This window comes from Streptomyces sp. NPDC097617 (assembly GCF_044761485.1).
GTDB lineage: Bacteria > Actinomycetota > Actinomycetes > Streptomycetales > Streptomycetaceae > Streptomyces.
Map to the genome: position 1 here is coordinate 186,806 of NZ_JBIWCL010000004.1, position 24,486 is coordinate 211,291.

The following is a 24,486-nucleotide window of genomic DNA, read 5'->3' on the forward strand; positions in this document are numbered from 1 at the left end:
GGCGTGCCGGTGGAGATCGTGGCCACCCCGGTCCCGACGACGGGTGTGGTGACGCTCAGCGAGACACCCGTCTCGCGGCCACCGTCCGCGCGATGACCGGCAGCCGTGTCAGATCGGGCGGAGTCCACCACGGCGTGGCGTCCGCGCCCAGTACGTCGGCGGTGTGCCGTGCGAGCAGGAAGAGGAGTTGCTCGGTGGCGACCATGCCGGCCCGCTCGGCGATGCCCAGCCACGAGGCGGACACCACGCGCACTCCCGCGGCCAGTGCTTCCAAGGTGTTGGCCAGCCCCAGCCCGAGGTCGTTGTGCAGGTGGGAGGCCAGCACGACCTCGTCTCCGGCTTCCGCCCGCACCCGGCCGAACATCTCCCGGCAGTCGTGCGGCAGTTGCCCACCGACCGTGTCCGCCAGGACGATCAGCCCCGCCCCGGCGCCGGTCATGGCCTGCGCGTAATGCGCCATCAGGAGGTGGCCGGCGCGGGACGCGTCCGCCAGGCATACGTCCACCGCGACCTCCTCGTCCAGATCGCGGGCCCGCTTCACGAGATCGACCCCGTCCGCGAGCGCCTCCGGGGCAGTGCGGTGGACCATCACGTGCGCCATCGCGTCCGAAGCCGGCACCACCACCATCACCCGGGCATGACGGCTGCCCCGCACGGACGCCACCGCCTGCTCCAAGTCCCGCCGAGCGCCACGGCAGACCGCCGCGACGCTCACCGCGCCTTCGGCCTCCGTCGCGACCCGGCGTACGGCTTCGAACTCCTCACCGCACACCGCGGGGAAGCCGGCGGCGAACACCGCGTGCCGGGGGCCGTCCGCGCCGAAGACCCGGCCCGTCTCACGGGCGAGCCGCACGCGGAAGCCCGGCGTCATCAACGTCTTCGCCTGCGCGCCGTCGCGGGCCGACTCCTCCCACAGCACCACACGCCCCGCGGCAGCCGACTCCCGCACCACGTCCACGAACACCACGCCCCTCCGAGCCCGGGCACCGACCCGCCCACGCCGGCCGCATGCCCTCGACAAGCGAACGATCCGTCAGCAATACGCGCACGCGCGAACAGTTGCGGCTCCGCTCCCCGGCCGGATCGCAGGGGCGTGTTGACGATTGAACGGGGCGAGCGCTGGTCGGCCACGGCGGGGGAACTGGAGGTCCCGCTGATTCCGCGTGACGACGGTATGTCCGGCTGAACCGTCGACCGGGACGCTCGGCCCCGCTCGGCCCCGCTCAGGGGCGTTCGGCGCGGACGTGGTCGGCGGAGAGATGAAGCTCGTATGGCATGCAGCAGTCGGAGGAAAGGGTCGCGACCGGGGTTCCGCAGGCGCACACCTGGTTCATTCCGCCCTCCGGGCTCGCTCCGCAGCACGCAACGCTCGCGTGCTCGAGTTCCAGGCCGCGGGCATCGCCCGGATTGATGACGATGTTGCCCCGCGGCCCCTGCGACACCAGGAACTGTCCGTGCACGTCGCTGATCGTCGCGTATCGCGGCATCGCGGGCCGGGACACCTCGGTGACGACCAGGGGCGCACCGTACGGCTGCGTCTCGATCGCATAGCGGCCCGACGGCACGGTCGCCGGTGACGGCCCCGGCTCGTCGGCCTCCCACCAGGCGTAGTACGGAGCCTCGGGGACTTCGGGCAGTCGGGTGAGCGGTCCTGTCAGCGGGGCGGCGCACGTCGCGCACACGAAGACCACCGCTTCGGCATCGGTGGCCCCGCAGGTGCTGCCCGCGGGCAGCCCGCGCGCCGTCCCGTCGCCGCCGTCCTCCTGCCGCTGCCGCTGCTCGTGCATGCGCCGACCGTACCCGGCGCGCCACCGGGACCGGCGGCCGCCCTCGCCAGGGCCGCCCTACCGCTGTTCGGGGGACCCGAGGGCCTTCGGCGCTGTGCCGCGGCCCATGGCGGGCACCTCTCGACCAAACGAAAGCGAGAACACGATGCCGCTCTATCTGTCGAGGTTCAGCTACACGCCGGAGACCTGGGCGAAGCTGGCCGGCCACCCCGAGGACCGCGCCCAGGCCGCCCGGTCCTACATCGAGTCCGTCGGTGGGAAGCTCCACGGCTTCTGGTACGCCTTCGGCACCCATGACGGCTACAACCTGTGGGAAGCCCCCGACAACGTCTCCATGGCCGCCGTGGCGCTGGCGATCAGTGGGGGCGGCGCACTCAGCTCGTTCGAGACGACCGTGCTCCTCACCGTCGACGAGACACTGGACGCCCTGCGCGGAGCCGAGCGGATCCGCTACCGGCCGCCGGGCGAACAGGGGTGAACGATGCCCGGCCGTCCGCGTTCAGGGCGGTACGGGGCTCGGGCGCGCGCACGGCCCCGGGCCGGAGGCGGGGGCCGTTGCGTACGCTGGCGGCATGCGCATGCGCCCCACTCTGACCTGGACGCCCACCGGGGACCCACGGCCCGGCACCGCCGATCCGGAGCCGGTCGCCGATGCGCTGCGCGGCGGCGGTGTGCTGGTGCTCAGCGGTGCGGGCATGTCCACGGAATCGGGCATCCCCGACTACCGGGGCAAGGGCGGGAGCCTGAGCCGGCACACCCCGATGACCTACCAGGAATTCACCGCCGACGACCGGGCCCGGCGCCGGTACTGGGCGCGCAGCCACCTCGGCTGGCGCACGTTCGGCCGGGCCCGGCCGAACGCCGGGCACCGGGCCGTGGCGGCGTTCGGGCGCCACGGCCTCCTCTCGGGTGTGATCACCCAGAACGTCGACGGACTGCACCAGGCCGCCGGCAGCGAGAGCGTGGTGGAACTGCACGGCAGCCTGGAGCGCGTCGTCTGCCTGTCCTGCGGCGCCTTCGGCTCGCGCCGGGACCTCGCCCGGCGGCTGGAGAAGGTAAATGCCGGATTCGAGCCGGTAGCCGCCGGGCTCAACCCCGACGGCGACGCCGACCTCACCGACGGGCAGGTCGGCGACTTCCGGGTGGTGCCGTGTGCGCAGTGCGGCGGCGTCCTCAAACCGGACGTGGTGTTCTTCGGCGAATCCGTTCCGCCACGGCGGGTCGAGCACTGCCGTGAGCTGGTCGACGGGGCGGTATCGCTGCTGGTCCTGGGCTCCTCGCTGACGGTGATGTCCGGACTGCGGTTCGTCCGGCAGGCGGCCCGGGCCGGAAAGCCCGTACTGATCGTCAACAACGATCCCACCCGCGGTGACGAGCACGCCCTCACCCGGATCGCGCTCCCCCTGGGTCCGACCCTCACCGATGTGGCCGACCGGCTCGGCATCCCGCTCGACGGCCCCGCCGCGAGCTGAGCCGGCCGGCTCGCCCGCCGGCCCGCCTGCCCGGGCCGCCGTCGGGTCCCCGGGGATCGGTTGGCGGGCGGGGGAACTCAGGTCAGGCCCCACGACCAGGTTCCGTCGGCGGTGACGAGGCAGACCAGGACCACCACGTCCGCCAGGCCCAGACCGACGGCCAGGCGGGCCCGGCCGGGCCGGGTCGTGCGCCGCCGCAGGGCGAGGGCGCCGAGGACGACGGCGACCGGACCGAGGATCAGGTTCATCACGAGCAGCCCCACCAGCCCGAGGACGAACCCGGTGACGGCCATCGCATCGGCGTCACGGGTCCGGGCCGGGGTCCGGGGCTCGGTACGCGGCTCCGCACGGGACTTGGTGCGGGATTCGTTACGGGGCTCGGTACGGGATTCTGTACGCGGGTTCATCGCGTACCTCCGCCCTCGCGGTCGAGCCGGCCTGCCCGGCGGTGGCCGAACAGGCGCTCGCGCGCGGCGAAGAGGGCGAGCCAGAGGGCGATGGCGAGACCGCCCACCACGCTGACGGGGGCGGGGACATGGGCCACGACGCCGAGGACGACGCCGAGCACCAGCAGCGCACCTACGAGGAAGAGCATGAGACGTCCTCCGTTCAGGTAACAGTTGTTCACTGACTACCCAGTTCAATTCGTCTCATGCTGGCGGCACGCGAGTGTGACGCGGTTGACTTCGCGTCATGAGTCCGCACCCCGGCTTTCGTGAGACCCAGCGGCGCCGCACCCGACGCGCCCTCCTCGACGCGGCCCTGGCGGAGTTGGAGGAGCGCAGCCTCGGCAGCCTCGGCCTCCGGGAGGTGACCCGGGGCGCCGGAGTCGCCCCCACCGCCTTCTACCGGCACTTCCGGGGCATGGACGAGCTCGGGACCGCGCTGGTCGAAGAGGCACTGGCCAGCCTGCACGGGACCGTACGGGACGTCCTCGCCGCGACCGGCGACGCCGAACGGCGCGGCGACGCCGTGGTGCGGCTCGTCGCCGAACTGGTGCGCAGCCGACCCGCGCACGTCCGGTTCCTGGTCCGCGAGCGCCACGGCGGGGTACCGGCGGTGCGCGATGTCATCGCCGGGCAACTCGACGTCTTCGCCGACGAGATAGGCGCCGCGCTCACGGCGGATCCCCTCGGCGCCGGCTGGGACACCGACGAGGTGACGATGCTGTCCCGGCTGCTGGTGGACCACATGTTCATGACGGCGTCGGCGTTCCTGACCGCATCGCTCCGGGGGGAGGACTGGTCGTCGGCCACCGGCACGGCCCTCGCCCAGCTCCGCCTGATCCATCTCGGGCGCGTGCACTGGCCGGGGTGACCGGGTGACGACCGGGTGACCGGGTGGCGGTGCGCCGTGCGGCGCTACACGGCGTTTCGCGCCGCGTCCGCTTCGGGGGCCACGACGAGGAAGGCGTCCCTCTCCAGGTCCATCACGACGGTCGCCCGCTGGCCCCGCTCCCGGCACCGGGCCGCGTACTCCTCGGCGGGCCAACTCCCGTACGGATCACCGGCGGGAAAGGAGTCCAGCACCTTCGTAGCGCGCACCGCCACCACCTCCTGAGCGACGTACCGTCCCTACGCCGTGTGCCCCGGGTGCCCGGTCGCATGCCCCCGGGCGCCGAGCGTCGCGACGGCGGCGACCATCCGGTCCCAGAACGGGCCGGTCTCCAGGGTCACGGCCACGCGGGCATTGACCGGACGGCCGGTGGAGCGGTGCAGGTCGACCACGGTGGCGCCGCGCGTGTACCGGCCGTGCAGCTCCACGGCGACATTGGCGTCCGCGCAGTGCACCAGCCCGGGGTCGATGACCCGGGCCACGGCGACGGGGTCGTGCAGCGGCGGACTGGGGAACCCCCACAGCGCGCGGTACGTGGACCCGAAATAGGTCAGCAGGTCCGCACAGGTCTGCCCCAGCGGCGTGCCCAGGTCCACGAAGCGGGCCACCACTTCGGGCGTGGCCAGGGCCTGGTGCGTGACGTTGAGCCCGCACATGGTGACCGGCACGCCCGAGCGGAAGACGATGTCGGCGGCCTCCGGATCGGTGACGATGTTGAACTCGGCGGCCGGGGTCCGGTTGCCCCCTTCCGTCGAGCCGCCCATGAGGACGATCTCGTGGATGCGGGAGGCGTCCTGCGGGTACCGCGTCAGCAGCAGGGCGATGTTGGTCAGCGGCGCGGTCGGGACGAGGGTGACCGGCTCGGGGTGCTCGGCGAGCAGCCGGTGGATGAGGTCCACGGCGTGCTCGGGAACCACGTCCACCGTGGGCGCCGGGAAGCTCGGCCCGTCCAGTCCGCTGACCCCGTGCACGTCGGCCGCCACGCCGAGCGGTTGGACGAGCGGCCGGTCGCAACCGGCCGCGACGGGGACGTCCGTGATCCCGGCGACGGTGCAGACCCGCAGGGCGTTGAGCGTGGTCTTGTCGAGGGTCTGGTTTCCCGCGACCGTGGTGATGGCGAGCAGGTCCACCGCCGGGTCCCCGGCGGCCAGCATGATCGCGAGGGCGTCGTCGTGGCCGGGATCGCAGTCGATGATGATCGGGACGGGCACGTCACTCCTGCCGCTGCGGGGGCGTGGGGGCTCCAGTGTGCCGCCGCGCCCGGGCCCTGACCACACCGCCTCGCCCGGGGCGGGCCCGGCCACGTCGGCCGGGCCGACTCAGCCCGGCCGACTCAGCCCGGCCGACTCAGCCCGGCCGACTCAGCTCGGGCGGCGGCTCAGGCGCCCCGGCCACCAGGCGGCGGGGCCGATGTCCAGGACCAGGGCGGGGACCAGGAGCGAGCGCACGACCAAGGTGTCCATGAGGACGCCGAAGGCCACGATGAAGGCGATCTGTACGAGGAAGGCCAGCGGGATGACACCCAGCGCGGCGAACGTCGCGGCGAGGACCACCCCCGCGGACGTGATCACCCCGCCCGTGGCCGTCAACCCCCGGGTCACCCCCTCGTGGACGCCGTGGCGCAGCGACTCCTCGCGCACCCGTGACATGAGGAAGATGTTGTAGTCCACGCCCAGGGCGACGAGGAAGACGAACCCGTACAACGGGACGGACGAATCCGTGCCGCTGAATCCGAACACGTGGCGGAAGACGAGGGCGGAGACGCCCAGAGTGGCGAAGAAGTTGAGGGCCACCGTCGCCACCAGCAGCAGCGGCATCACCAGCGAGCGCAGCAGGGCGACCAGGATCACGAGGATGATCGCCAGCACCACCGGGACGATGACCTCGCGGTCCCGCTCGGCCGTCTTCTGCGTGTCGTGGGCCTGTGCCGTGTAGCCGCCCACGAGGGCCTGCGCGCCCGGCACCGGATGCACCGCCTCACGGAGCCTGACCACCGTCTCCTTCGCCGCCGCGCTGTCCGCCGGATCCTTCAGGACCACGTCGATCCGTACCCGGCCGTCCTTCTCGCCCCGTACGACGGCCGAGTCCACGCCCTGCGTGCCCGCGGCGCGCTCGCGCACCTGTGCCTGCCGGTCGGCGGCGGCGATCACGACGGCCGGATTGCCGGCTCCTCCCGGGAAGTGCCGGCCGAGAGCCCTCTGCCCGGTCACGGACGGGGCCTCGTTCACGAAGATCTCGTCCAGCGGAACCCCGCCCGAGTGCAGCGTGGGCGCGAAGGCGGCGCAGGCGAGCAGGCCCGCCAGCGCCACGGCCCACACCCGCCGGGGAGCGCCGCTGACGAGCTCGGCGATCCGGGTCCAGATGCCTGCCGAGCCTGCCGAGCCGCTGTCGGCGGTCACGTGCGCCGGCCAGTAGGCCTTGCGTCCCAGCAGCACCAGCGCCGCCGGCAGGAAGGTCAGCGCGCTCACCACCGCGCAGACGATCCCGATCGCCCCGACGGGCCCCAGTGCCCGGTTGTTGGTGAGGTCGCTGAGGAACAGGGCGAGCAGGCCCAGGGCCACGGTGCCGGCGCTGGCGACGATGGGCCCCCAGGACTGCCGCAGAGCGGCGCGCATGGCCGCGTACCGGTCCTCGGTGTGTCCCAGTTCCTCGCGGAAGCGGGCGGTCAGCAGCAGGGCGTAGTCGGTGGACGCGCCGATGACGAGGATCGAGAGGATCCCCTGGACCTGCCCGTCGACGCGGACCAGCCCCGCGCTCGCCAGGGCGTAGACGATCGCGCAGGCCAGGGAGAGGGCGAACACCGCCCCGATGATGATCAACAGCGGTAGCAGGACGCTGCGGTAGACGAGCAGCAGGATCAGGAGGACGGCCGCCAGCGCCACGCCCAGCAGCAACCCGTCGATTCCGGCGAAGGCGTCCGCCAGGTCGGCCCGGGTGGCCGCCGGTCCCGTCACGTGGAAGGTGGTGGCCGCGACCCGGGAGCCGGCCTCCCGGATCTCGGCGACCGCCGCGGGCAGCTCGTCGCCGAGCGCGGGGTCCAGCGGGACCACTGCCTGCATCGCCCTGCCGTCGCGCGAGGCCACGACCGGGGAGGACGGGCCCGCGAGCCAGGGCCGGCCCTCCAGACCGGCCAGTGCGGCCTGCGCGGAGGCCGTGCGGGCCGGGGTCACACCCTCGGCACCGTCCACCGTCCAGACCGCGACGGCCGGCAGTGACTCCTCCTGCCGGAAGGCGGCCTGGGCCTGGGCGACCCGGGTGGATTCGGCGCTACGCGGGAGGAAGGCCGCCTGGTCGTTGGTGGAGACCTCGCCGAGCTTGCCCGCGTAGGGGCCGAGGCTCCCTCCGACCCCCAGCCAGACCACGAGGAGGAGGGCGGGCACGAGCCACCGGAGGAGTCGGGGCGAGGTGCGCATGATGCTCCTGAGTCAGGTACGGCGGGCGTGGACGGTCCATGGCCCGAGGCCCGAGGCCCGAGGCCCGAGGCCCGAGGCTCCAGCGTGGGCCACGGACGGTTTCGGAGGGCGGTCGGACACACCCGCCGGTCCAGGGCCGCCGGTCCAGGGCCACCGGTCCAGGGCCGCCGGTCCAGGGCCACCGGTCCAGGGCCACCGGTCCAAGGGGTCCCACTTTCGGGCGGCGGCGCCGCAGGGGCAACATGCAGCGTTTCTGCATCACTTCCCGGCCCGCGATCCCTTCGAACGATCTTCGGACGTGACGGACCGCGCGTGCCTGATCCGCGGAATCCGGGGCAGACGGCGGGGTGAGGAAGGTGGTTCCGGATGCCCGCAATCCATAGGTGGCTCGGCCACGTGAAGGACGGCGCCACGGCGCTCGGTGAGCGTCGTACGCAGGTGCAGGCGCGCCGCGAGGCCGAGCTGCTCGCCGAGCGGCAGCGCGTGGCCGAAGCCCGCCGGATCCGTCCGCGCAACCCGGACCCGGCCCGGGCGGTGCCCTGGGGCGTACGGGTCGCGGCCGAGGCCGGCTGGCGGTTCCTGGTGCTCGCGGCCGCCCTGTGGGTCGTCATGCGGGTCATCGGTTCCGTCCGGCTCGTCGTCCTCGCCTTCGCCGCCGCGCTGCTGATCACCGCCCTGCTGGAGCCGACGGTCGCCCGGCTGCACCGCGCGGGGCTCTCCCAGGGGCTGTCCACCGCCCTCACGGCGCTCTTCGGTTTCGTCGTGCTGGGACTGGTCGGCTGGTTCGTCGTCTGGCAGGTGCTCGACAACCTGGACAATTTGTCCGGGCGCCTCCAGGAAGGCATCGAGGAGCTGAAACGATGGCTCCTCGACAGTCCCTTCCACGTGACCGAGCAGCAGATCAACGACGTGGCCGGCAGCCTCAGCGATGCCATCGGCACCAGCACCAGCGACATCACCTCGACGGGGCTACGGGGCGTGACCGTTCTGGGGGAGATCCTCACCGGCATGCTGCTGGCGATGTTCTCGACGCTCTTCCTGCTGTACGACGGCCGGCGCATCTGGCAGTGGACGCTCAAGCTGATGCCCGCCGCCGCCCGGCCGGACGTCGCCGACGCGGGTCCGGCGGCCTGGCGGACCCTGACCGCCTACGTGCGCGGGACCGTGATCGTCGCCTTCATCGACGCCCTGTTCATCGGGCTCGGCATCTACTTCCTGGGCGTGCCGCTCGCCGTCCCCATCGGTGTGGTGATCTTCCTCGCCTCGTTCGTGCCGCTCGTCGGCGCCGTCGCGTCCGGGGCACTCGCCGTGGTCGTCGCCCTGGTCACGCAGGGGGTGTTCACCGCCCTGATGACCCTGCTGGTGGTGCTCGTCGTCCAGCAGATCGAGGGCCACGTGCTGCAGCCGTTCATCCTCGGGAGGGCCGTACGGGTCCACCCGCTGGCCGTGGTGCTGGCCGTCGCCACCGGCGGAGTGGTCGCGGGCATCGGCGGAGCGGTCGTCGCCGTCCCGCTGGTCGCGGTGGCCAACACGGTGATCGGGCACCTGCGCGCGAACGCCGGGGACGACGCGGCGCCGGAGCGGGCCCCCGCGGAGGCCGACGAGGAGCGGGTGGATCCGCCCGCGGCGCCCGACCAGGAACCCGCCTGACGCTCCGCCCGGTTCGCCGGGAGCCGTCCGGCCGGCCGGCCGGGCAGATGGACTGACGGCCGGACGGACGGCGAGCGGGTGCGACCGGTCGCACTCGGTCGCACCCGCTCAGGTCCCTCCGTACGCGCGGCGATCGCTCAGCGCGCGGTCACCAGCACCCGCGCCGAGCCGTCGGGCAGCCCGGCGATGGCCACCTGGTCGCCCGGGAGCTCCCGGCGCCCTTCGGGCCGGGCACCGGGCGGAAGGGGGACCAGTCGCCGGCGCGGTCGCGCACCGCGTGCCAGGCGTTGCCGTCGAGGCCGATAGCCGCGATCTGGCTGTCACCGCCCGGCAGCGCGGCGATCGCCAGGGCGGAACCGCCGAAATCGGGCGCCCCGACGCCCTCGACCGCCCGCAGGGCCGCGGCGGCCGGGTTCGCGCCCGTGGAGGGGATGCCCGCGGCCACCGTGCCCAGTACCGCGATCAGTGATCCGGTGGCCAGTCGGCCGCGCAGGGCCATGTCAGTTCCCGCTCTCCGGGGCGGTGGAGGGTGCGGGTGCGGGTGCGGGTGCGGGTGCGGGTGCGGGTGCGGGTGCGGGTGCGGGTGCGGGTGCGGGTGCGGGTGCGGGTGCGAGCCGACCAGCGCGAGGTAGTCGGCCGCCAGGCGGTGGCAGTCGCCCGGCCAGCGCGCGGAGACGTAGTTGCCGTCCCGCACGGTGAACCCGCGGCCCGGGCGCGCCGCGGTGTCCCGGACCGGCAGCGGCGGGCCTGCCAGGAAGTGGCCCGGATCGGCGAGCGCCGCGGTCACCTCGGCCTGGACGGTCGCCGGATAGGTCCGGTAGTAGCGGCCCAGCCACAGCCGGGTCAGGTTCCAGGCGGTGAGTTCCAGCAGCGAGGTCAGCGCCGTGGTCCGCCGTCCGTACAGCACGGACCGCCCGGTCGTGGGGTCCTTCGCGCGCGCGGCCAGGAGCACGCCGTGGCACACCGCCCCCACCGGCAGCCCCACGAGGAAGACCCGCGCGAACAGCCGCTGCGCGGCCGCGTCCTCCAGCAGCGTGCGCATCCCCGGGGCGTGCCCGCCGGGCACGAACAGCCCCGTCAGGTGCGCCGGATCGACCTCGGCGTAGGACAGCGGGGCGCGGAACCACGGGTCCTCGGTCAGCCGCCGGTAGGCGGCCAGCTCGGCGCGCCGGGTCATCAGCCACGGGGAGAGCCAGGAGAAGCCGATCTCGGTCAGCCGGCGGTCGGCCAGGGCGACCCGCCCGTCGGGCGTCGCGAACCGTACGTCGTGTCCGGCGTCCCGCAGCGCGGCCCAGGGCACGGCGGCCTCGGCCCCGCCGACGCGGGCCGGGGCGTCCACCTCAGTCCCCGTACCCTGCGCCGGGCGCTCCAGGGGGAGGGCACCTCCTGGCGGGCCCTCCTCGACGCCGCCCGGCACCGCCGGACCCGGAGGCTGCTGGAGACCACGGACCTGCCGCTCGACCGGATCGCCCCGCTCGTCGGCCTGAGCGGGGCCACCGCCCTGGTCCGCGCCTTCACCCGGTGGGAGGGCGTCACCCCCGGCGCGTACCGGATCCGGGGCGCGGGCACCGGGTGAACACGGTGACGGTCACGCCCGCCCCGCCCCGCAGGCGCACGAGGGGCACAACCCGCGGTAGGTGACCTCGACCGCGGACACCGCAAAGCCGAACCGCTCCTCCGGCGGCAGGTCGGCCGGCATGCCGGTCGCCCGCACATCGCGGATGGTGCCGCAGCCCGTGCACACCAAGTGCTGGTGCGGATGGTGCGCGTTGGGGTCGAAGCGCTTCACGCGGCCCTGCACGGCGACCTCCACGACCTCGCCGAGGGAGACCAGCTCGCCCAGGGTGTTGTAGACGGTCGCCCGGGCGATCTCGGGCAGGCGCCGCGCCGCTCGGACGTGCACCTCGTCGGCCGTGAGGTGTACGTGATCGCCGGCGAGGACCTCCACGACGACACGCCGCTGGGAGGTCATCCGCCAGCCCCGCTCCCGTAGTCGCTCCAGCAGGTCACTCATATCGGCTCACCTTTTCCGCTCGGCGGGACAGCAGAACGTTAGCGATATCGATCCGGTCCCGGCGGGAGGCGAATCCGTCGACGCGAGACCCCGGGCCGGATTTTGCCTGCTTTCTACGCGCCCGCGCCCTGCGTGTTCTCGTAGCGGCGGGCCCTTCGGTGCGCGACCATACGGACGCGCCGACGCAAGCGGCCAGCAGATGGAAACATCGACGAAGGAAGAAGGACGGACGTGTCCGGCAGCGACAGCGAGAACCCAGTAATCCCTGCCCCGACCCCCGCGCCGGCTCGCCCCAGGTCCAATCGGGACTGGTGGCCGAACCAGCTGGATCTTCAGGTTCTCCACCAGAACTCGCCCTTGGCCAATCCGATGGGCGACAGTTTCGACTACGCGCGGGAGTTCGCGACCCTGGACCTCGACGCCCTGAAGCGGGACGTCTTCGAGGTGATGACGGCGTCGCAGGACTGGTGGCCTGCGGACTACGGCCACTACGGGCCGCTCTTCATCCGGATGAGCTGGCACTCCGCGGGCACGTACCGCATCGCCGACGGCCGGGGTGGCGGCGGAGCCGGCGCCCAGCGATTCGCCCCTCTCAACAGCTGGCCGGACAATGCGAGCCTCGACAAGGCGCGCCGTCTGCTCTGGCCGGTCAAGCAGAAATACGGTCGGAAGATCTCATGGGCCGACCTTTTGGTGTTCGCGGGCAACTGCGCCATGGAATCGATGGGTTTCAAGACGTTCGGATTCGCCTTCGGGCGGGAGGACGTGTGGGAGCCCGAGGAGATTTTCTGGGGGCCCGAGGACACCTGGCTCGGAGATGAACGCTACAGCGGAGACAGAGAGCTCTCCGGTCCTTTCGGGGCCGTGCAGATGGGACTGATCTACGTCAATCCGGAAGGGCCGAACGGCGACCCGAATCCGGTCTCCGCCGCCCGGGACATTCGTGAGACATTCGCGCGCATGGCCATGGACGACGAGGAGACGGCCGCACTCATCATCGGCGGCCACACCTTCGGCAAGTGCCACGGCGCGGTCGACGCCGAGTACATCGGTCCGGAGCCCGAGGCCTGCCCGATCGAGCAGCAGGCCCTCGGCTGGAAGAACAGCTACGGCAGCGGAACCGGCGCCGACGCGGTCACCAGCGGGCTGGAGGGCGCGTGGACCTCCCGGCCTACGAAGTGGGACAACGGGTACCTGGACAACCTGTTCGGGTACGAGTGGGAGCTGACGACGAGCCCCGCCGGCGCGCACCAGTGGACTCCCACGGACGCGGCGGCCCAGGGCACGGTGCCGGACGCCCATGATCCGTCGAGGAAGCACGCTCCGATGATGCTGACGACGGACCTCGCGCTGCGGATGGATCCGGTCTACGGACCGATCGCGAAGAGCTTCCACGAGAACCCGGACAGGCTCGCGGAGGCATTCGCCAAGGCCTGGTACAAGCTGCTGCACCGCGACATGGGCCCGGTCTCGCGCTACCTCGGCCCGTGGGTCCCCGAACCGCAGCTGTGGCAGGACCCCGTACCCGCGGTCGACCACGAGCTGGTCGCGGACGGGGACGTCGCCGCCCTCAAGGCCACCGTCCTCGCCTCGGGGCTGTCCCTCCCCCAGCTGATCACCGCCGCCTGGTCGGCGGCCGCGAGCTTCCGCGGCACCGACATGCGGGGCGGGGCCAACGGGGCCCGGATCCGCCTCGCGCCGCAGAAGGACTGGGAGGTCAACGACCTGCCGGAGGTGGCCGGGACGGTGGTGGCCCTGGAGCGGATCCAGCAGGACTTCAACCAGGCGCAGTCCGGCGGGAAGAAGGTCTCACTCGCCGACCTGATCGTGCTCGGCGGCTGTGCGGCTGTCGAACAGGGCGCGAAGAACGCCGGCTACGACATCACGGTCCCCTTCGCTCCGGGGCGCACGGACGCCTCGCAGGAGCAGACCGACGTGGCGTCCTTCGCCGTCCTGGAACCCAAGGCGGACGGGTTCCGGAACTACCTGCGGGCGGGCGAGAAGCTGTCACCGGAGGCGCTCCTCCTGGACCGTGCCGCCCTGTTGAACCTGACCGCCCCCGAGATGACGGTCCTCGTCGGCGGGATGCGGGCGATGAACACCGGCTTCCGGCAGGCCCCGCACGGCGTGTTCACGAACCGGCCGGAGGCGCTGACCAACGACTTCTTCGTGAACCTGCTCGACATGGGTACCCAGTGGAAGGCGTCGGAGTCGGCGGAGAACGTGTTCGAGGGCCGTGACCGCGCCACGGGCGAGGTCACGTGGACGGCGACCGCGGTGGACCTCGTCTTCGGCTCGCACGCCCAGCTCCGCGCGCTCTCGGAGGTCTACGCGTCGAAGGACGCGGGCGAGAAGTTCGTCCGTGACTTCGTCTCGGCCTGGGACAAGGTGATGAACCTCGACCGGTTCGACCTCGCCTAGGCCGACGGGCCGGGGGCCGGGGGGCCGGTTGACGGCCGCCCGGCGCGTCCCCGGCCCCCGGTGCGCCGGGCGGGCGCCGTGTCGCGGAGGTTTGTCCGCGGGGGCCGGTGGAAGAGTCGAGTGCGGCGTGCGGTCGACCGGCGGGCCGGGCCCCGTCCGGCGGGGCCGGTGCGTCCGGTACATCTGGCACGTCCGGTACGTCTCGACGTCCTGACTCGAACGGGAGCCCGCCGATGCGCCTCTACGCACAGACCCCAGCACGTCGCAACCGCCAGGTGCTCGCGGACCTGATCGCCGTGGCTCTGGTGGCCGCCGCGGTGTGGTTCGCCCTGGCCGTCCACGACGCGATCATGATGCTGGCCGAACCGGGGCGGCGGGTCGAGAGCTCGGGCGACAGCCTCGCCACCGAACTCGGCAACGCGGGCGAGGCCGCCTCGAACGTGCCGTTCGTCGGCGACCTCCTGCAGAAGCCGCTCCGGTCTGCGGCCGACGCCAGTACCGGGATCGCCGACGCCGGGCAGTCGATGCAGGACGCGGTCGGCCAGGTGGCCACCCTGACGACCGTGGCTCTGATCGTCGTTCCGGTGGCCGTCGTCCTGCTGCTCTGGCTCCCCGCGCGCCTGCGCTGGATCCGGCGCAGCATGACCGTGCGGCGTCTGTTCGACGCGCCCGGTGGCGCCGACCTGCTCGCCCTGCGCGCCCTCACCGGCCCGCTGAGCGACCTCGCCGCGCTCCCCACGCCTGCGGGCGGTCTCGCCGATGCCTGGCGCCGCGGGGACCAGGAAGTCATCGGCGAGCTTTCCAGGGTCGCCCTCCGGCGGGCCGGCCTGCGCCCCTGACGGCCGTCAGCGGGCGTGCAGGCGGCGGTGTTCGAGGGCCGCGGCGAGGGCGTAGGCGCCGCCGCCGCCGACGGCGAGGATCCAGTAGAACCCGGGGGCGGCGAGCGCCAGTGCCGCCGTGGAGGTGATGGCGAGCCAGACACCGAGGCTGTAGTGCAGCACGTTGCGGCGTACGGCACCTTCGGCGAGGTAGAGCAGGCCGACCACGAGTCCGGAACCGGCGGGCCAGAGCACGGACTGGAGGTCCGGGTGGTCGAGCATGGACGTCAGTCCGGTGATGGCGAGGAACAGCGCGGTGAAGGCGGTGACCCAGGCCGCGCCGAGCAGCTTTCCGGAGAGCACCTCCGGTGCGGTGGCGCCGTTCTGGGCCTTCAGGGCGGCGAGGGTGGCCAGGACGATGCCGGTCACGAGCCCGATGCCGAGGAGGGCCATGGGCAGCCATTCGGGCAGGTCGAGTACGGGCGCCGTGCCGTGGGAGGCCGCGGCGGCGCCGTGGCCGAGTACGTAGGCGAGTCCGAAGCTGACGTAGGCCGCGCGGTTGTCGACCTCGCGCGGGCGGCGGGTGGGGTGGTCCTGGGCGACGGACGGCGGGACGGTCGCGGGGCTGGACACGGTGGAGACCTCCATCGGGGGCGGCGTGGTGGTGCGCCCGAACCAGTGGTCCGGGCCGGGGGTGACGTACGGGGATGACGTACGGGGATGAGGTACGGGGATGAGGTACGAAGGGGCGAAGGGCGCTGGTCAGCGGGGCTGTTCGGCGCGTGCTCCGGGGATCACGTGGCGGGGGCGTGGTCGGCGGTCCGGCCCTGCTGGGGCGGCGTCACGGCCGTAGGCTCGGCGGACGCGGGCGCGGTGGGCGCGGTGGGCGGGAGCACGCGGCGCAGGCAGCGGGGCGGGCGGATCAGCAGCACGGCGAGGAGGGCGGTGGCGGCCAGGACCGCGGCGGAGACCGCGAAGGCCGCCCGGTAGCCCGCGGTGAGGGCTTCCAGATGGGACTGCTGCGCGGACGCGTGCGCGGTGACGGAGCCGGCCAGGGTGGCGAGGGCGGCGAGTCCGATCGCACCGCCCACCTGCCGGGTGGTGTTCACCAGGCCGCCGGCGAGGCCCGTGTCCTGGCGCGGTACGCCGTCCACGGAGAGCGCGGTGAGCTGGACGAAGGCGAGGCTCAGGCCGAGGCCGACCAGCACGCTGGGGCCGAGGGCGTCGACGAGATAGCTCCCGTCCGCGGCCATCCGGGACAGCCACAGCAGGCCCGCGGCCTCGGTGAGCAGGCCCGCGGTCAGGGTCGCCGTGGCGCCGATGCGCGCGGAGATCCGGGGCGCCAGGACCGCGCCGAGCATATTGGCCACAGCGAGCGGGAGTTGGCCCGCCCCGGTGGCCAGCGGGCTCATGCCGAGGACCTGTTGCTGGTAGAGCGGGAGGAAGAAGAACAGCGCGATCCATACGGACCCCAGGAGCGCCATCAGCAGATTGCCGGCGGCGACCCGGCCGGCCGTGAACAGTCTGGGCGGTATCAGGGCGTCCGCTCGGCGGCGCTCGATCAGGACGAAGACCACGAGCAGCACGGCGGCGCCGATGAGGGCGGCCATCACCCCGGCGTCCGTCCAGCCCTGGGCGCGGGCGCTGGTCAGTGCCCAGACCAGGCAGGTCAGGGCGAGGGTGATGGTCGCGGTGCCCAGCAGGTCGAACCGCCCGGACCCGCGGGTGTAGGCGCGGGGCACGAGCGTCACCACGGCGACGAGGACGAGCGCCGTTCCGAGCGCGACGGCGTGGAAGAGCCAGGGCCAGCCCCACGCCTGGGTGAGTACGCCGCCCAGCAGGACGCCGCCCGCTCCGCCGGCGCCGGAGACGGCGCCCCACACCCCGAGCACCCGGCCCCGACCGGGGCCGGGCGGGAACAGGTCCATCGCGAGGGCGAGCGCGGCGGGTGCGATGGCGGCGGCGCCGATGCCCTGCACGGCGCGGGCGACGATCAGAAGGCCCGGGGAGCCTGCCAGCCCCGCCGTGAGCGAGGCACCCACGAACACGGCGAGGCCGGCGATCAGCACCCGGCGGCGGCCGAGCAGGTCTCCTGCCCGGCCGCCGGCCAGGAGCAGCGCGCCGAACGCCAAACCGTACGCGTTGACCACCCAGGTGGTGCCGCCGTCCGACAGGCCCACTCCGGAGCGGATCTGAGGCAGCGCCACGTTCACGATCGAGGTGGCCAGCATGACGGTGAACTGCGCCGCGGCCAGCGCCGCGAGTGCGGCTCCCTGGCGGGTCGGGGCGGCGGGCCCGTCTTTTGTGCGTCCGAGTCTCATGGCGCACAGACTCACGTCTGGGGGCGTCCACATGCCATGCCCGACGGGGGGCGATCACTGTCCAGTCGTGTCCGCCCCTGTCCACTCGGCCACGCGGCCCGCGTCCGTCAGGGCAGCGGGGTGAAGTCGCGCGAGGCGATGAAGGGCGGGCGCCGGACCTGCGCCGCGAAGGGCTGCGCGGGTCGGTTCTCCACACTGTTGAACACGAGGAAGACGTTGCTGCGCGGGTAGGGGGTGATGTTGTCCCCGGAGCCGTGCATCGCGTTGCAGTCGAACCAGGTGGCGGACCCGGCGGGCCCGGTGAACTGCCGGATGCCGCAGGCGGAGGCGAACCGGGTCAGGGCCTCGGGGGTGGGTGTTCCGGCGTCCTGCATCTGGAGCGACTTCTCGTAGTTGTCCTTCGGCGTCGCGCCTGCGCAGCCGAGGAACGTCCGGTGCGAACCCGGCATGATCATCAGACTGCCGTTGGTGGTGTGGTTCGGCGTGAGGGCGATGGACACCGAGACCGTCCGCATCCGGGGCAGGCCGTCCTCGGCGTGCCAGGTCTCGAAGTCGGAGTGCCAGTAGAAGCCGCTCGCACCGAAGCCGGGCTTGGCGTTGATGCGGGACTGGTGGACGTACACGTCGGAGCCGAGGATCTGCCGGGCCCGGTCCGCGATCCGGGGATCGGCGGCGAGCCGTGCGAACACCTCGCTGATGCGGTGGACCTCGAAGACCGAGCGGACCTCGCCCGATCCGGGCTCCACGATGGCCCGTTCGCCGGAGCGGACGGCGGGGTCGGCCACCAGCCGGTCCATCTCGGCCCGGTACTCCTCGACCTCCTCCGGGCCGATCAGCTCCTCGGCGGTGAGGAAGCCGTCGCGTTCGAAGTCCTCCAGCTCGCTCGCCCAGAACGGTCCGGGGGTGCCGGGTTCGGACCACACGACGGGGTCCTTGCGTCCGATGAGGACTTCGTCGGAGCCCCGGGTGGGGTAAAGGTCGGCGAGGGTGCGTTCGGAGACAGTGGTCATGGCAGTGCGTACCTCTCCTCTCGGTGTCGGTGGGTTCCTGCGGGTTCGGCCGGACGTCGGTCAGACCGGATCCGGTTCGGTGAGCAGCGGGTACACGCCGTTCTCGTCGTGGTCCTCACGGCCGGTGACCGGGGGGTTGAAGACACACAGGCAGCGGAACTCGCTGACGACGCGCAGGGTGTGGCGCTCGTGTCCGTCGAGGACGTAGACGGTGCCGGGCGTGATGGTGTGCTTCTCACCGGTCTCCTCGTCGGTGAGTTCGGCCTCGCCCTCGACGCACACGACCGCCTCGACGTGGTTCGCGTACCACATGGACGTCTCGGTGCCGGCGTACAGGACGGTCTCGTGGAGGGAGAAGCCGACGCGTTCCTTCGCCAGGATGACGCGCTTGCTCTCCCAGGTGCCCGACGCCGCCCTGACGTGGCGGTCGGTGCCCTCGATCTCCTGGAAGGATCGGACGATCACGGTGGTGCTGCCTTTCGTGGTGTCGGGTGGCGTCGGGTGGTGTCGGCCGCGGCGGGTCAGCCCGTCTCGCGGACGGACCGCGCGAGGATGTCGAGGCCCTCGTCGAGCTCGTCCGCCGACACGGTGAGCGGCGGCAGCAGCTTGACCACCTCGCTCTCGGGCCCGGAGGTCTCGACGAGGAGCCCGTGCTCGAAGGCCCGGTGGCACACCTCGGCGGCGCGCTCCCTGCGGGTGAACTCGAGGCCCCAGACCATGCCGCGGCCGCGGTACGAGGCGCCGTCCCGCTCGTGGTCCGCGCAGAGGTCGACGAGCGCCTGCTCGATGCGGTTGCCCTGGACGCGGGTGCGTTCGCGCAGCACGCCGTCGCGCCAGTACGTCTCCAGTGCGGCGGTCGCCGTGACGAAGGCGGGGTTGTTCCCGCGGAACGTCCCGTTGTGCTCGCCCGGCTCCCAGATGTCGAGCTCGGGCTTGAACAGGCAGAGCGACATGGGCAGTCCGTAGCCGCTGATGGACTTGGAGACGGTGACGATGTCGGGCGTGATGCCCGCCTCCTCGAAGGAGAAGAAGTCGCCGGTGCGGCCGCAGCCCATCTGCACGTCGTCGACGATCAGCAGCATGTCCCGACGGCGGCACAGGTCGGCGAGGGCGCGCAGCCACTCCGCGCGCGCCACGTTGACCCCGCCCTCGCCCTGGATGGTCTCGACGATCACCGCGGCCGGGTCGTTGAGGCCGGATCCGCTGTCCTCCAGGAGCCGCTCGAACCAGAGGAAGTCCGGCGTGCGGCCGCCGAGGTAGTTGTCGAAGGGCATGGGCGTGCTGTGCACCAGCGGGACGCCGGCGCCCGCGCGCTTGAAGGCGTTGCCGGTCACGGCGAGCGAGCCCAGGGACATGCCGTGGAAGGCGTTGGTGAAGGAGACGACCGCCTCGCGCCCCTTGGCCTTGCGCGCAAGCTTCAGCGCCGCCTCGACGGCGTTGGTGCCGGTGGGGCCGGGGAACATCACCTTGTACGGCAGTCCGCGGGGGGCGAGGACCGTGGAGTGGAAGGTCTCCAGGAAGGCCCGCTTGGCGGTCGTCGACATGTCCAGGGCGTGCGTGATGCCGTCGCGGGCGATGTAGTCGAGCAGCGCCTGTTTGAGCACGGGGTTGTTGTGCCCGTAGTTGAGCGAGCCGGCTCCCGCGAAGAAGTCCAGGTAGGAGCGGCCGTTCTCGTCGTAGAGGCGGCTTCCCTGGGCGCGGTCGAAGACGACGGGCCAGGCGCGGCAGTAGCTGCGCACCTCCGACTCGACGGTTTCGAAGACGGTGGGGATCGGTGCTGTCGTGGTCAAGGGGGACCTGCCTCTCCTGGGGTGTCCGGTGACGAACGGTCCGGACGTGGTCGGTGGTCGGTCGGCGATCGTCGCTGGTCGGTGGTCGGTCGTCGGTGGTCAGTCGGCCAGGGGGGCCATGCGGTGGAGCACCTCGGCGTCGTGGTGGCCGGCGCCGGCGGGGAAGTGCTCCTCGGTGAAGAGGACCTCCCGGGTGAGGTGGGCGCCGTGGCGTTCGGCGAAGGACGCGAACAGCCGCTCGGACGCGGCGTTCCCCGGGCTGATGGTGGCCTCCAGCGTGTCGAGCGCGTGCTCGGCGGCGACCCGTGCGGTGAGGTGGTCGAGGAGGTACCCGGCGACGCCCTGGCCGCGCACGGCGGCGTCCACGGCCACCTGCCAGATCATCAGCGTGGCCGGGGCATCGGGTCGCAGGTACCCGGTGATGAAGCCGACCGGTCGGCCGGCGCCGTCGCGGGCGACGGCGGAGGTGGCGGCGAAGTCGCGGCACCACAGCAGGTAGCTGTAGGGGGAGTTGACGTCCAGCGTCTTCGCGTCGCGGGCGATGCGCCAGAGTTCGGGACCGTCGGAGATGTCCGGCCGGTCGGCCCGGATTCCGGGCGGGGTCGTCGTGGGGGCGGAGGTTCGGGGGCGGGTGGCCAGGTCTGCATGAGCACCGGTCATGCGGGCCGAAGCTACCGAGCATCGGCCGAAAAGACATGCCCGAACGGGGTTCCGCACGCGAAGTGTCCGTGTTATGCGGCGGCGGGGTCCGGACCGGAGGCATCCCCTCCCCTCCAGAGAGAAAACCTCCATTTATCCTGACAAAATATCCCAGATTTTGGAAAGATAACGAGATCATAACGTCTTTGCCCTGTGCCATATTTGCGGTGTGAAAGCCACAACATTCGGCCGCACCCCCGTTTCGGCACACGAGAACGGGACAGGTGAGTCGGCCGCTTCGGTCGTCAGGGTGTCCCGCACGGCCAGGCGGTACAGAGGGGTATGACCGAGCAACTGCGACCCGCGGATCCGTCACCCGCCGCGGACGAGGTCGACGAGGTGACGCGCGCGGTCCTGGCCGCCTCCCGCCTGCTCGCGTCCGTGGCGGCCCGGGCCCTGGCGGCCGCCGCCGGGCACAGCGACGAGGAGGGGGACGGGGGCGGGGGTAGGGGTAGGGGTAGGGGCGGGGGTAGGGGCGGGGGCGGGGGTAGGGGCAAGAACGCGGTCACGCTCGCGCAGTTCCGGATGCTCGAGGTGCTGGTGGCGCGCGGGCACGTGAAACTCGTCGCCCTGGCGGGGCTGATGGCGGTCAACCCGTCGACCGCCATGCGCATGGTCGACCGGCTGATCACCGCGGGCCTGGCCGACCGCAGGCCCAACCGGGACAACCGACGGGAGACGGTGCTCACGGCTACGGATTGCGGCCTGCGGTTGGTGGCGGACGTGACGGCCCGGCGCGGGCGGAGACGGCCGCCGCCCTCGCGCGGCTCCGGCCCGCCGAACGCGCCGTACTGGCCGGCGCGCTCGGCGCGTTCGCCGCCGCGGGTGCGGAGTCCGCCGGGGGCGGACCCCACGCCTCCCCGCACCTCCTCGGGTGCCCGGAGCCCTACGTCCTGGGCTGAGCCGGCCCGGGTCGCCGCCGGCCGCGGCCCGCCCGGCCCGCGCGTACGGCCGCGCGTACGGCTGCGACCGGGGCTACGGCCGGCTGTCGAGCCAGCTCAACTCGTGCGCGAAGAGCACCCGCTGGCAGTAGTCCGTACCCTCACGATCACCGGGACCGGGGTTCAGCTTGCAGTCGTCGTCCGATCCCGGGCGGTGTTCGGAGAGGGACCACAGGCGTCCCGTGCCGCGCTCGACGTAGAGGTCCTCGGCGCCACGGGCGGTCTTGACGGCCTGGCCGTGCTGGACCAGCCGGCCGTCGTTCCACCGGTAACGCCACAGGTTGCCCGGCTCGTCCGTTCCCTTGGACTCGTTCACGTACAGCGTGCCGTTGTACGCCGCCGCGCCCTGGGCTCCGCCGTTGGCCAGGGGCAGATAGTTGGCCCGGCCCTCGGCGGTGACGTCCGCGGAGCGTCCCTCCAGGGCCGCGACCGGGTACGAGGCGATCCGGCCCGTGGAGGGGTAGCCGCTCTCCGGACGGCAGTACTCACCCATGAGCAGGCGGTCCGGGCCGGTGCTCCGGTCCAGGGAGATGTAGGAGGCCTTCGGGGCGCCGGTGGACACACAGGCGCAGGAGCCCTTGGGGTTGCTCTGCGTCGCCTTGAACTTCCACGCCGCCACCTGCGGCATGACGTAGCGGTAGCCGAAGCTGTACCAGACGTTGTCGTGCCGGCCGACCTTCGTCTTGTCCTCGACGTTGGCGGTGGTCTTCACCCCATCGGTGTCGGTGCCCATCCGGTCGTGCGTGGCGGGGTCTGCGTCCGGGTCCAGGTCCAGGTCCAGGATGAAGCGCATGTCGAAGACGCGCAGGCCGCCCCGGGTGTCCGCGACGTAGAGGTAGTTGCCGTACCAGACGATCCCGACGGCGTGGACGCCCTTCTGGATCGGGTACTCGGCGGCGTGCAGGCCGTCGAAGGAGACGTGGTCGGCGGAGTTCACATAGGTCCAGCCCAGCAGGACGTGCCGGTACTTTCGCCGGGCGACAGCGTGAAGCCACCGGGCGAGGCGTCGCCGCCGGGTGCGGCGGCGGCGCGGGAGCTGAAGGCCGAGGCCGCGCCCTCGCTCGCGCGGGGTTCCTGGATCCAGGAACCCGGCACATCCGGCGGGAGGTCCTTCGCCGTCGCCGGTCCTGCGAGACCGGTGAAGGCGAGCGTCGCCGCGGCGGCGGCCGCGAGCCAAGCACGACGTATTCGACGTGAGGGCATGCGGGAGTTGCTCCGTTGCTCGTGCGACAGGTGAGTCAAGCGGAGGCTTCCAGAACACTTGTCCGGAACGCAAGCGTGATCGATTGACCAATTGACCCACGCAGCAGGCTTGTTGCTAAAGCTTTGGGTATGTTCCAGCCGCTTGCGGCGACGGTCGGCCGATGGCGGTCGGGACCCCCTGTCGCCGGAGGTCGCGCCCCATGGGCCAGAGCGTCGGCGCGCCCTTCGGGATCCGGATCTCACCGGTGACGCGGAAGCCCAGCCCTTCGCGGAAGGGGATGTTGGTGACGTTGCTGGATTCCGGACGGGCCGGCTGTCCGAGCCGGTCGCAGTCGGTCAGCTGCTGCCCAGCAGCTGCCGAACCGACACCCCTCCGCCGGAGCCCCCGGTCCGTTCCCACTGACGGCAGGTACCAGTACGACGCCTGCGGACGGGCATGCGGATCACGGTCGCTTCCTCCTGGGCTCCGGTGTCCAGAACCCCGCGACGGTTTCGCGCCGCCGAAGCCCTCACCGGTAAGTAAGATCGAGGAATGTCTGACACGACCGAAACTACGCCCGGCTGGCTGACCAGGGACGAGCTGGCGATGGCCCGGGCCCAGATGCCGATCCTGTACGTCGAGGCAGTCCCCGTACGCGTGGACGACACCGGCGAAGTCACCTCCATCGGACTGCTGCTGCGGATCGGCTCGGACGGGACGATGAGCCGGACGCTGGTGTCCGGCCGTGTCATGCACCACGAGCGGATCCGTGACGCACTGCTGCGCCATCTGGAGAAGGACCTGGGCCCGGTGGCCCTGCCCCACATCCCCGCTTCCCTCCAGCCCTTCACCGTCGCCGAGTACTTCCCCACGGCGGGCATCACTCCCTACCACGACCCCCGCCAGCACGCGGTCTCGCTCGCCTACATCGTGCCGGTCACGGGCGACTGCCGGCCTCGGCAGGACGCCCTGGACCTGGTCTGGTTCAGCCCGCAGGAGGCGCTCTCGGCGGCGGTTCAGGGCGAGATGCCGGGCGGTCATGCCGCGCTGCTGAAGCAGGCCCTCGCGCACGTCGGGCAGATGTACTGAGCTCTCCCCGCGCGCCGCGTGACGCGCGCCGCGCCCGGCGCGGCTCCCCCGCCCTCGGGGCCCGCGGCCTCTACGGGGTCTGCGCCGGGGCGAACTTCGTGAGGATCAGCAGGGTGTCCACGAGGTCCCCGGCGGGGGCGCCCGTCGCCAGGCGGCGCAGCTGTTGCCCGAAGACCAGGGCTACGGCCACACCGGCCAGGCGTTCGGGGTCCGGGACGCCGAGGTGGGTCAGGATCCGGGTGGCCAGCAGGTCGTAGGCGGCGAAGCACTCGGCCGCGGCGGCGCGCAGCCGTTCGTCGCGGCCGGCCTGGACGTACAGCTCGAACGGCGCGATGTGGCGGCTGTCGAAGGCGTTGCCGCCCGCGACCTGCGCCACCACCTCCGCCGCCTGCCCGATGTCGAACTGCTCGTCGGAGCATGCGTCGGCGAGCTCCGTGAAGTGCCGGGTCTCCTCGGCCACGAAGTGCAGCAGGCTCTCGCGCAGCAGCTCGTGCTGGGTGGCGAAGTGGTAGGTGACGGAACCGAGGGAGACTCCGGCCTCCT

The 24,486-nt window shown here is 72.6% G+C and carries 26 protein-coding genes and 1 pseudogene; 9 read left to right on the forward strand and 18 right to left on the reverse strand.

The window, feature by feature from the left end; genetic code table 11:
• Positions 1–55 precede the first annotated feature (55 nt).
• Both ACIQZO_RS09620 and ACIQZO_RS09625 read right to left on the reverse strand, forming a co-directional pair.
• Complete coding sequence (locus tag ACIQZO_RS09620; protein WP_403622625.1) at positions 56–967, reverse strand: 2-isopropylmalate synthase; 912 nt, start codon at positions 965–967, stop codon at positions 56–58.
• A 256-nt stretch (positions 968–1,223) separates the two neighbouring features.
• Positions 1,224–1,787, reverse strand: coding sequence for a hypothetical protein (locus ACIQZO_RS09625; protein WP_403622628.1), 564 nt, complete (start codon positions 1,785–1,787; stop codon positions 1,224–1,226).
• A 145-nt stretch (positions 1,788–1,932) separates the two neighbouring features.
• On the opposite strand from ACIQZO_RS09625, the gene ACIQZO_RS09630 reads away from it, so the two are divergent.
• Both ACIQZO_RS09630 and ACIQZO_RS09635 read left to right on the forward strand, forming a co-directional pair.
• The gene (locus ACIQZO_RS09630; protein WP_403622631.1) at positions 1,933–2,265 is read left to right on the forward strand and encodes a GYD domain-containing protein; all 333 of its coding nucleotides are present in this window, start codon (positions 1,933–1,935) and stop codon (positions 2,263–2,265) included.
• A 94-nt stretch (positions 2,266–2,359) separates the two neighbouring features.
• Entirely contained in the window at positions 2,360–3,259 is a 900-nt protein-coding gene (locus tag ACIQZO_RS09635; RefSeq protein ID WP_403622634.1) for an NAD-dependent protein deacetylase, read from the forward strand.
• Positions 3,260–3,336: 77 nt separating this feature from the next.
• Here ACIQZO_RS09635 and ACIQZO_RS09640 read toward each other — a convergent pair whose 3' ends face one another.
• Both ACIQZO_RS09640 and ACIQZO_RS09645 read right to left on the reverse strand, forming a co-directional pair.
• On the reverse strand, positions 3,337–3,666 hold the full coding sequence (locus ACIQZO_RS09640; RefSeq protein ID WP_403622637.1) for a DUF4190 domain-containing protein: 330 nt from the start codon (positions 3,664–3,666) through the stop codon (positions 3,337–3,339).
• Entirely contained in the window at positions 3,663–3,854 is a 192-nt protein-coding gene (locus ACIQZO_RS09645; RefSeq protein WP_403622640.1) for a hypothetical protein, read from the reverse strand. Before ACIQZO_RS09645 ends, ACIQZO_RS09640 begins: the two co-directional genes overlap by 4 nt.
• A 98-nt stretch (positions 3,855–3,952) precedes the next feature.
• Between ACIQZO_RS09645 and ACIQZO_RS09650 the strand changes: the two genes are divergently transcribed.
• Entirely contained in the window at positions 3,953–4,576 is a 624-nt protein-coding gene (locus ACIQZO_RS09650) for a TetR family transcriptional regulator (protein ID WP_403622643.1), read from the forward strand.
• 44 nt (positions 4,577–4,620) lie between these two features.
• Here ACIQZO_RS09650 and ACIQZO_RS09655 read toward each other — a convergent pair whose 3' ends face one another.
• The 3 genes from ACIQZO_RS09655 to ACIQZO_RS09665 form a co-directional block, all read right to left on the reverse strand.
• Positions 4,621–4,803 carry a hypothetical protein gene (locus ACIQZO_RS09655; RefSeq protein WP_403622646.1) on the reverse strand — a complete coding sequence of 61 codons (183 nt, stop codon included), beginning with the start codon at positions 4,801–4,803 and terminating at the stop codon, positions 4,621–4,623.
• Between the two features lie 30 nt (positions 4,804–4,833).
• A complete protein-coding gene (locus ACIQZO_RS09660; protein ID WP_403622649.1) occupies positions 4,834–5,805 on the reverse strand; it encodes a nucleoside hydrolase in 972 nt (323 codons plus the stop codon).
• 150 nt (positions 5,806–5,955) lie between these two features.
• On the reverse strand, positions 5,956–8,007 hold the full coding sequence (locus ACIQZO_RS09665; protein WP_403622652.1) for an MMPL family transporter: 2,052 nt from the start codon (positions 8,005–8,007) through the stop codon (positions 5,956–5,958).
• Between the two features lie 366 nt (positions 8,008–8,373).
• On the opposite strand from ACIQZO_RS09665, the gene ACIQZO_RS09670 reads away from it, so the two are divergent.
• Positions 8,374–9,657, forward strand: a complete 1,284-nt coding sequence (locus tag ACIQZO_RS09670; protein ID WP_403622655.1) for an AI-2E family transporter — start codon at positions 8,374–8,376, stop codon at positions 9,655–9,657.
• A 148-nt stretch (positions 9,658–9,805) separates the two neighbouring features.
• Here the strand turns inward: ACIQZO_RS09670 and ACIQZO_RS09675 are convergent, their stop codons facing one another.
• A complete protein-coding gene (locus ACIQZO_RS09675) occupies positions 9,806–10,957 on the reverse strand; it encodes a type 1 glutamine amidotransferase domain-containing protein (protein WP_403622658.1) in 1,152 nt (383 codons plus the stop codon).
• On the opposite strand from ACIQZO_RS09675, the gene ACIQZO_RS09680 reads away from it, so the two are divergent.
• The gene (locus ACIQZO_RS09680; protein WP_403622661.1) at positions 10,925–11,233 is read left to right on the forward strand and encodes a helix-turn-helix domain-containing protein; all 309 of its coding nucleotides are present in this window, start codon (positions 10,925–10,927) and stop codon (positions 11,231–11,233) included. The genes ACIQZO_RS09675 and ACIQZO_RS09680 overlap by 33 nt on opposite strands.
• A gap of 12 nt (positions 11,234–11,245) precedes the next feature.
• On the opposite strand, the gene ACIQZO_RS09685 is transcribed toward ACIQZO_RS09680, so the two are convergent.
• A complete protein-coding gene (locus tag ACIQZO_RS09685) occupies positions 11,246–11,671 on the reverse strand; it encodes a Fur family transcriptional regulator (RefSeq protein ID WP_403622664.1) in 426 nt (141 codons plus the stop codon).
• A gap of 231 nt (positions 11,672–11,902) precedes the next feature.
• Here ACIQZO_RS09685 and katG point away from each other — a divergent pair, with 231 nt between their 5' ends.
• Together katG and ACIQZO_RS09695 are read left to right on the forward strand one after the other, a co-directional pair.
• Positions 11,903–14,092 (forward strand): catalase/peroxidase HPI, encoded by a 2,190-nt coding sequence (gene katG / locus ACIQZO_RS09690; protein ID WP_403622667.1) that lies wholly within the window; start codon positions 11,903–11,905, stop codon positions 14,090–14,092.
• 233 nt (positions 14,093–14,325) lie between these two features.
• The gene (locus tag ACIQZO_RS09695) at positions 14,326–14,931 is read left to right on the forward strand and encodes a hypothetical protein (protein WP_403622670.1); all 606 of its coding nucleotides are present in this window, start codon (positions 14,326–14,328) and stop codon (positions 14,929–14,931) included.
• 6 nt (positions 14,932–14,937) lie between these two features.
• On the opposite strand, the gene ACIQZO_RS09700 is transcribed toward ACIQZO_RS09695, so the two are convergent.
• From ACIQZO_RS09700 to ectA, 6 genes are all read right to left on the reverse strand, one after another.
• A complete protein-coding gene (locus ACIQZO_RS09700) occupies positions 14,938–15,543 on the reverse strand; it encodes an ABC transporter permease (RefSeq protein WP_403622673.1) in 606 nt (201 codons plus the stop codon).
• Positions 15,544–15,704: 161 nt separating this feature from the next.
• Positions 15,705–17,231: an MFS transporter gene (locus ACIQZO_RS09705; RefSeq protein ID WP_403622677.1), complete on the reverse strand. Its 1,527-nt coding sequence runs from the start codon at positions 17,229–17,231 to the stop codon at positions 15,705–15,707.
• 107 nt (positions 17,232–17,338) lie between these two features.
• Positions 17,339–18,241, reverse strand: a complete 903-nt coding sequence (gene thpD / locus ACIQZO_RS09710) for an ectoine hydroxylase (protein ID WP_403622680.1) — start codon at positions 18,239–18,241, stop codon at positions 17,339–17,341.
• Positions 18,242–18,301: 60 nt separating this feature from the next.
• Positions 18,302–18,706, reverse strand: coding sequence for an ectoine synthase (locus ACIQZO_RS09715; RefSeq protein WP_403622683.1), 405 nt, complete (start codon positions 18,704–18,706; stop codon positions 18,302–18,304).
• Between the two features lie 56 nt (positions 18,707–18,762).
• Positions 18,763–20,031 carry a diaminobutyrate--2-oxoglutarate transaminase gene (gene ectB / locus ACIQZO_RS09720; protein WP_403622686.1) on the reverse strand — a complete coding sequence of 423 codons (1,269 nt, stop codon included), beginning with the start codon at positions 20,029–20,031 and terminating at the stop codon, positions 18,763–18,765.
• A gap of 99 nt (positions 20,032–20,130) precedes the next feature.
• Positions 20,131–20,691, reverse strand: coding sequence for a diaminobutyrate acetyltransferase (gene ectA / locus ACIQZO_RS09725; protein ID WP_403622689.1), 561 nt, complete (start codon positions 20,689–20,691; stop codon positions 20,131–20,133).
• Positions 20,692–21,012: 321 nt separating this feature from the next.
• Here ectA and ACIQZO_RS09730 point away from each other — a divergent pair.
• A pseudogene (locus ACIQZO_RS09730) lies at positions 21,013–21,632 on the forward strand (MarR family transcriptional regulator).
• 73 nt (positions 21,633–21,705) lie between these two features.
• Here the strand turns inward: ACIQZO_RS09730 and ACIQZO_RS09735 are convergent.
• Together ACIQZO_RS09735 and ACIQZO_RS09740 are read right to left on the reverse strand one after the other, a co-directional pair.
• Entirely contained in the window at positions 21,706–22,608 is a 903-nt protein-coding gene (locus ACIQZO_RS09735) for a hypothetical protein (protein WP_403622692.1), read from the reverse strand.
• Positions 22,605–22,874, reverse strand: coding sequence for a hypothetical protein (locus ACIQZO_RS09740; RefSeq protein WP_403622695.1), 270 nt, complete (start codon positions 22,872–22,874; stop codon positions 22,605–22,607). Before ACIQZO_RS09740 ends, ACIQZO_RS09735 begins: the two co-directional genes overlap by 4 nt.
• Before the next feature lie 532 nt (positions 22,875–23,406).
• Here ACIQZO_RS09740 and ACIQZO_RS09745 point away from each other — a divergent pair.
• Positions 23,407–23,943 (forward strand): NUDIX hydrolase family protein, encoded by a 537-nt coding sequence (locus tag ACIQZO_RS09745; protein WP_403622698.1) that lies wholly within the window; start codon positions 23,407–23,409, stop codon positions 23,941–23,943.
• 70 nt (positions 23,944–24,013) lie between these two features.
• Here ACIQZO_RS09745 and ACIQZO_RS09750 read toward each other — a convergent pair whose 3' ends face one another.
• Positions 24,014–24,403 carry a hypothetical protein gene (locus ACIQZO_RS09750; RefSeq protein ID WP_403622701.1) on the reverse strand — a complete coding sequence of 130 codons (390 nt, stop codon included), beginning with the start codon at positions 24,401–24,403 and terminating at the stop codon, positions 24,014–24,016.
• Positions 24,404–24,486 lie beyond the last annotated feature (83 nt).

Bases quoted from the DNA above. Each gene is read 5' to 3' on its own strand.
- ACIQZO_RS09625 (WP_403622628.1), bottom strand. From the start codon at position 1,787: ATGCACGAGCAGCGGCAGCGGCAGGAGGACGGCGGCGACGGGACGGCG.
- ACIQZO_RS09630 (WP_403622631.1), top strand. From the start codon at position 1,933: ATGCCGCTCTATCTGTCGAGGTTCAGCTACACGCCGGAGACCTGGGCG.
- ACIQZO_RS09635 (WP_403622634.1), top strand. From the start codon at position 2,360: ATGCGCATGCGCCCCACTCTGACCTGGACGCCCACCGGGGACCCACGG.
- ACIQZO_RS09640 (WP_403622637.1), bottom strand. From the start codon at position 3,666: ATGAACCCGCGTACAGAATCCCGTACCGAGCCCCGTAACGAATCCCGC.
- ACIQZO_RS09645 (WP_403622640.1), bottom strand. From the start codon at position 3,854: ATGCTCTTCCTCGTAGGTGCGCTGCTGGTGCTCGGCGTCGTCCTCGGC.
- ACIQZO_RS09650 (WP_403622643.1), top strand. From the start codon at position 3,953: ATGAGTCCGCACCCCGGCTTTCGTGAGACCCAGCGGCGCCGCACCCGA.
- ACIQZO_RS09665 (WP_403622652.1), bottom strand. From the start codon at position 8,007: ATGCGCACCTCGCCCCGACTCCTCCGGTGGCTCGTGCCCGCCCTCCTC.
- ACIQZO_RS09670 (WP_403622655.1), top strand. From the start codon at position 8,374: ATGCCCGCAATCCATAGGTGGCTCGGCCACGTGAAGGACGGCGCCACG.
- ACIQZO_RS09685 (WP_403622664.1), bottom strand. From the start codon at position 11,671: ATGAGTGACCTGCTGGAGCGACTACGGGAGCGGGGCTGGCGGATGACC.
- ACIQZO_RS09695 (WP_403622670.1), top strand. From the start codon at position 14,326: ATGCGCCTCTACGCACAGACCCCAGCACGTCGCAACCGCCAGGTGCTC.
- ACIQZO_RS09705 (WP_403622677.1), bottom strand. From the start codon at position 17,231: ATGAGACTCGGACGCACAAAAGACGGGCCCGCCGCCCCGACCCGCCAG.
- thpD (WP_403622680.1), bottom strand. From the start codon at position 18,241: ATGACCACTGTCTCCGAACGCACCCTCGCCGACCTTTACCCCACCCGG.
- ectA (WP_403622689.1), bottom strand. From the start codon at position 20,691: ATGACCGGTGCTCATGCAGACCTGGCCACCCGCCCCCGAACCTCCGCC.
- ACIQZO_RS09740 (WP_403622695.1), bottom strand. From the start codon at position 22,874: ATGCCCTCACGTCGAATACGTCGTGCTTGGCTCGCGGCCGCCGCCGCG.
- ACIQZO_RS09745 (WP_403622698.1), top strand. From the start codon at position 23,407: ATGTCTGACACGACCGAAACTACGCCCGGCTGGCTGACCAGGGACGAG.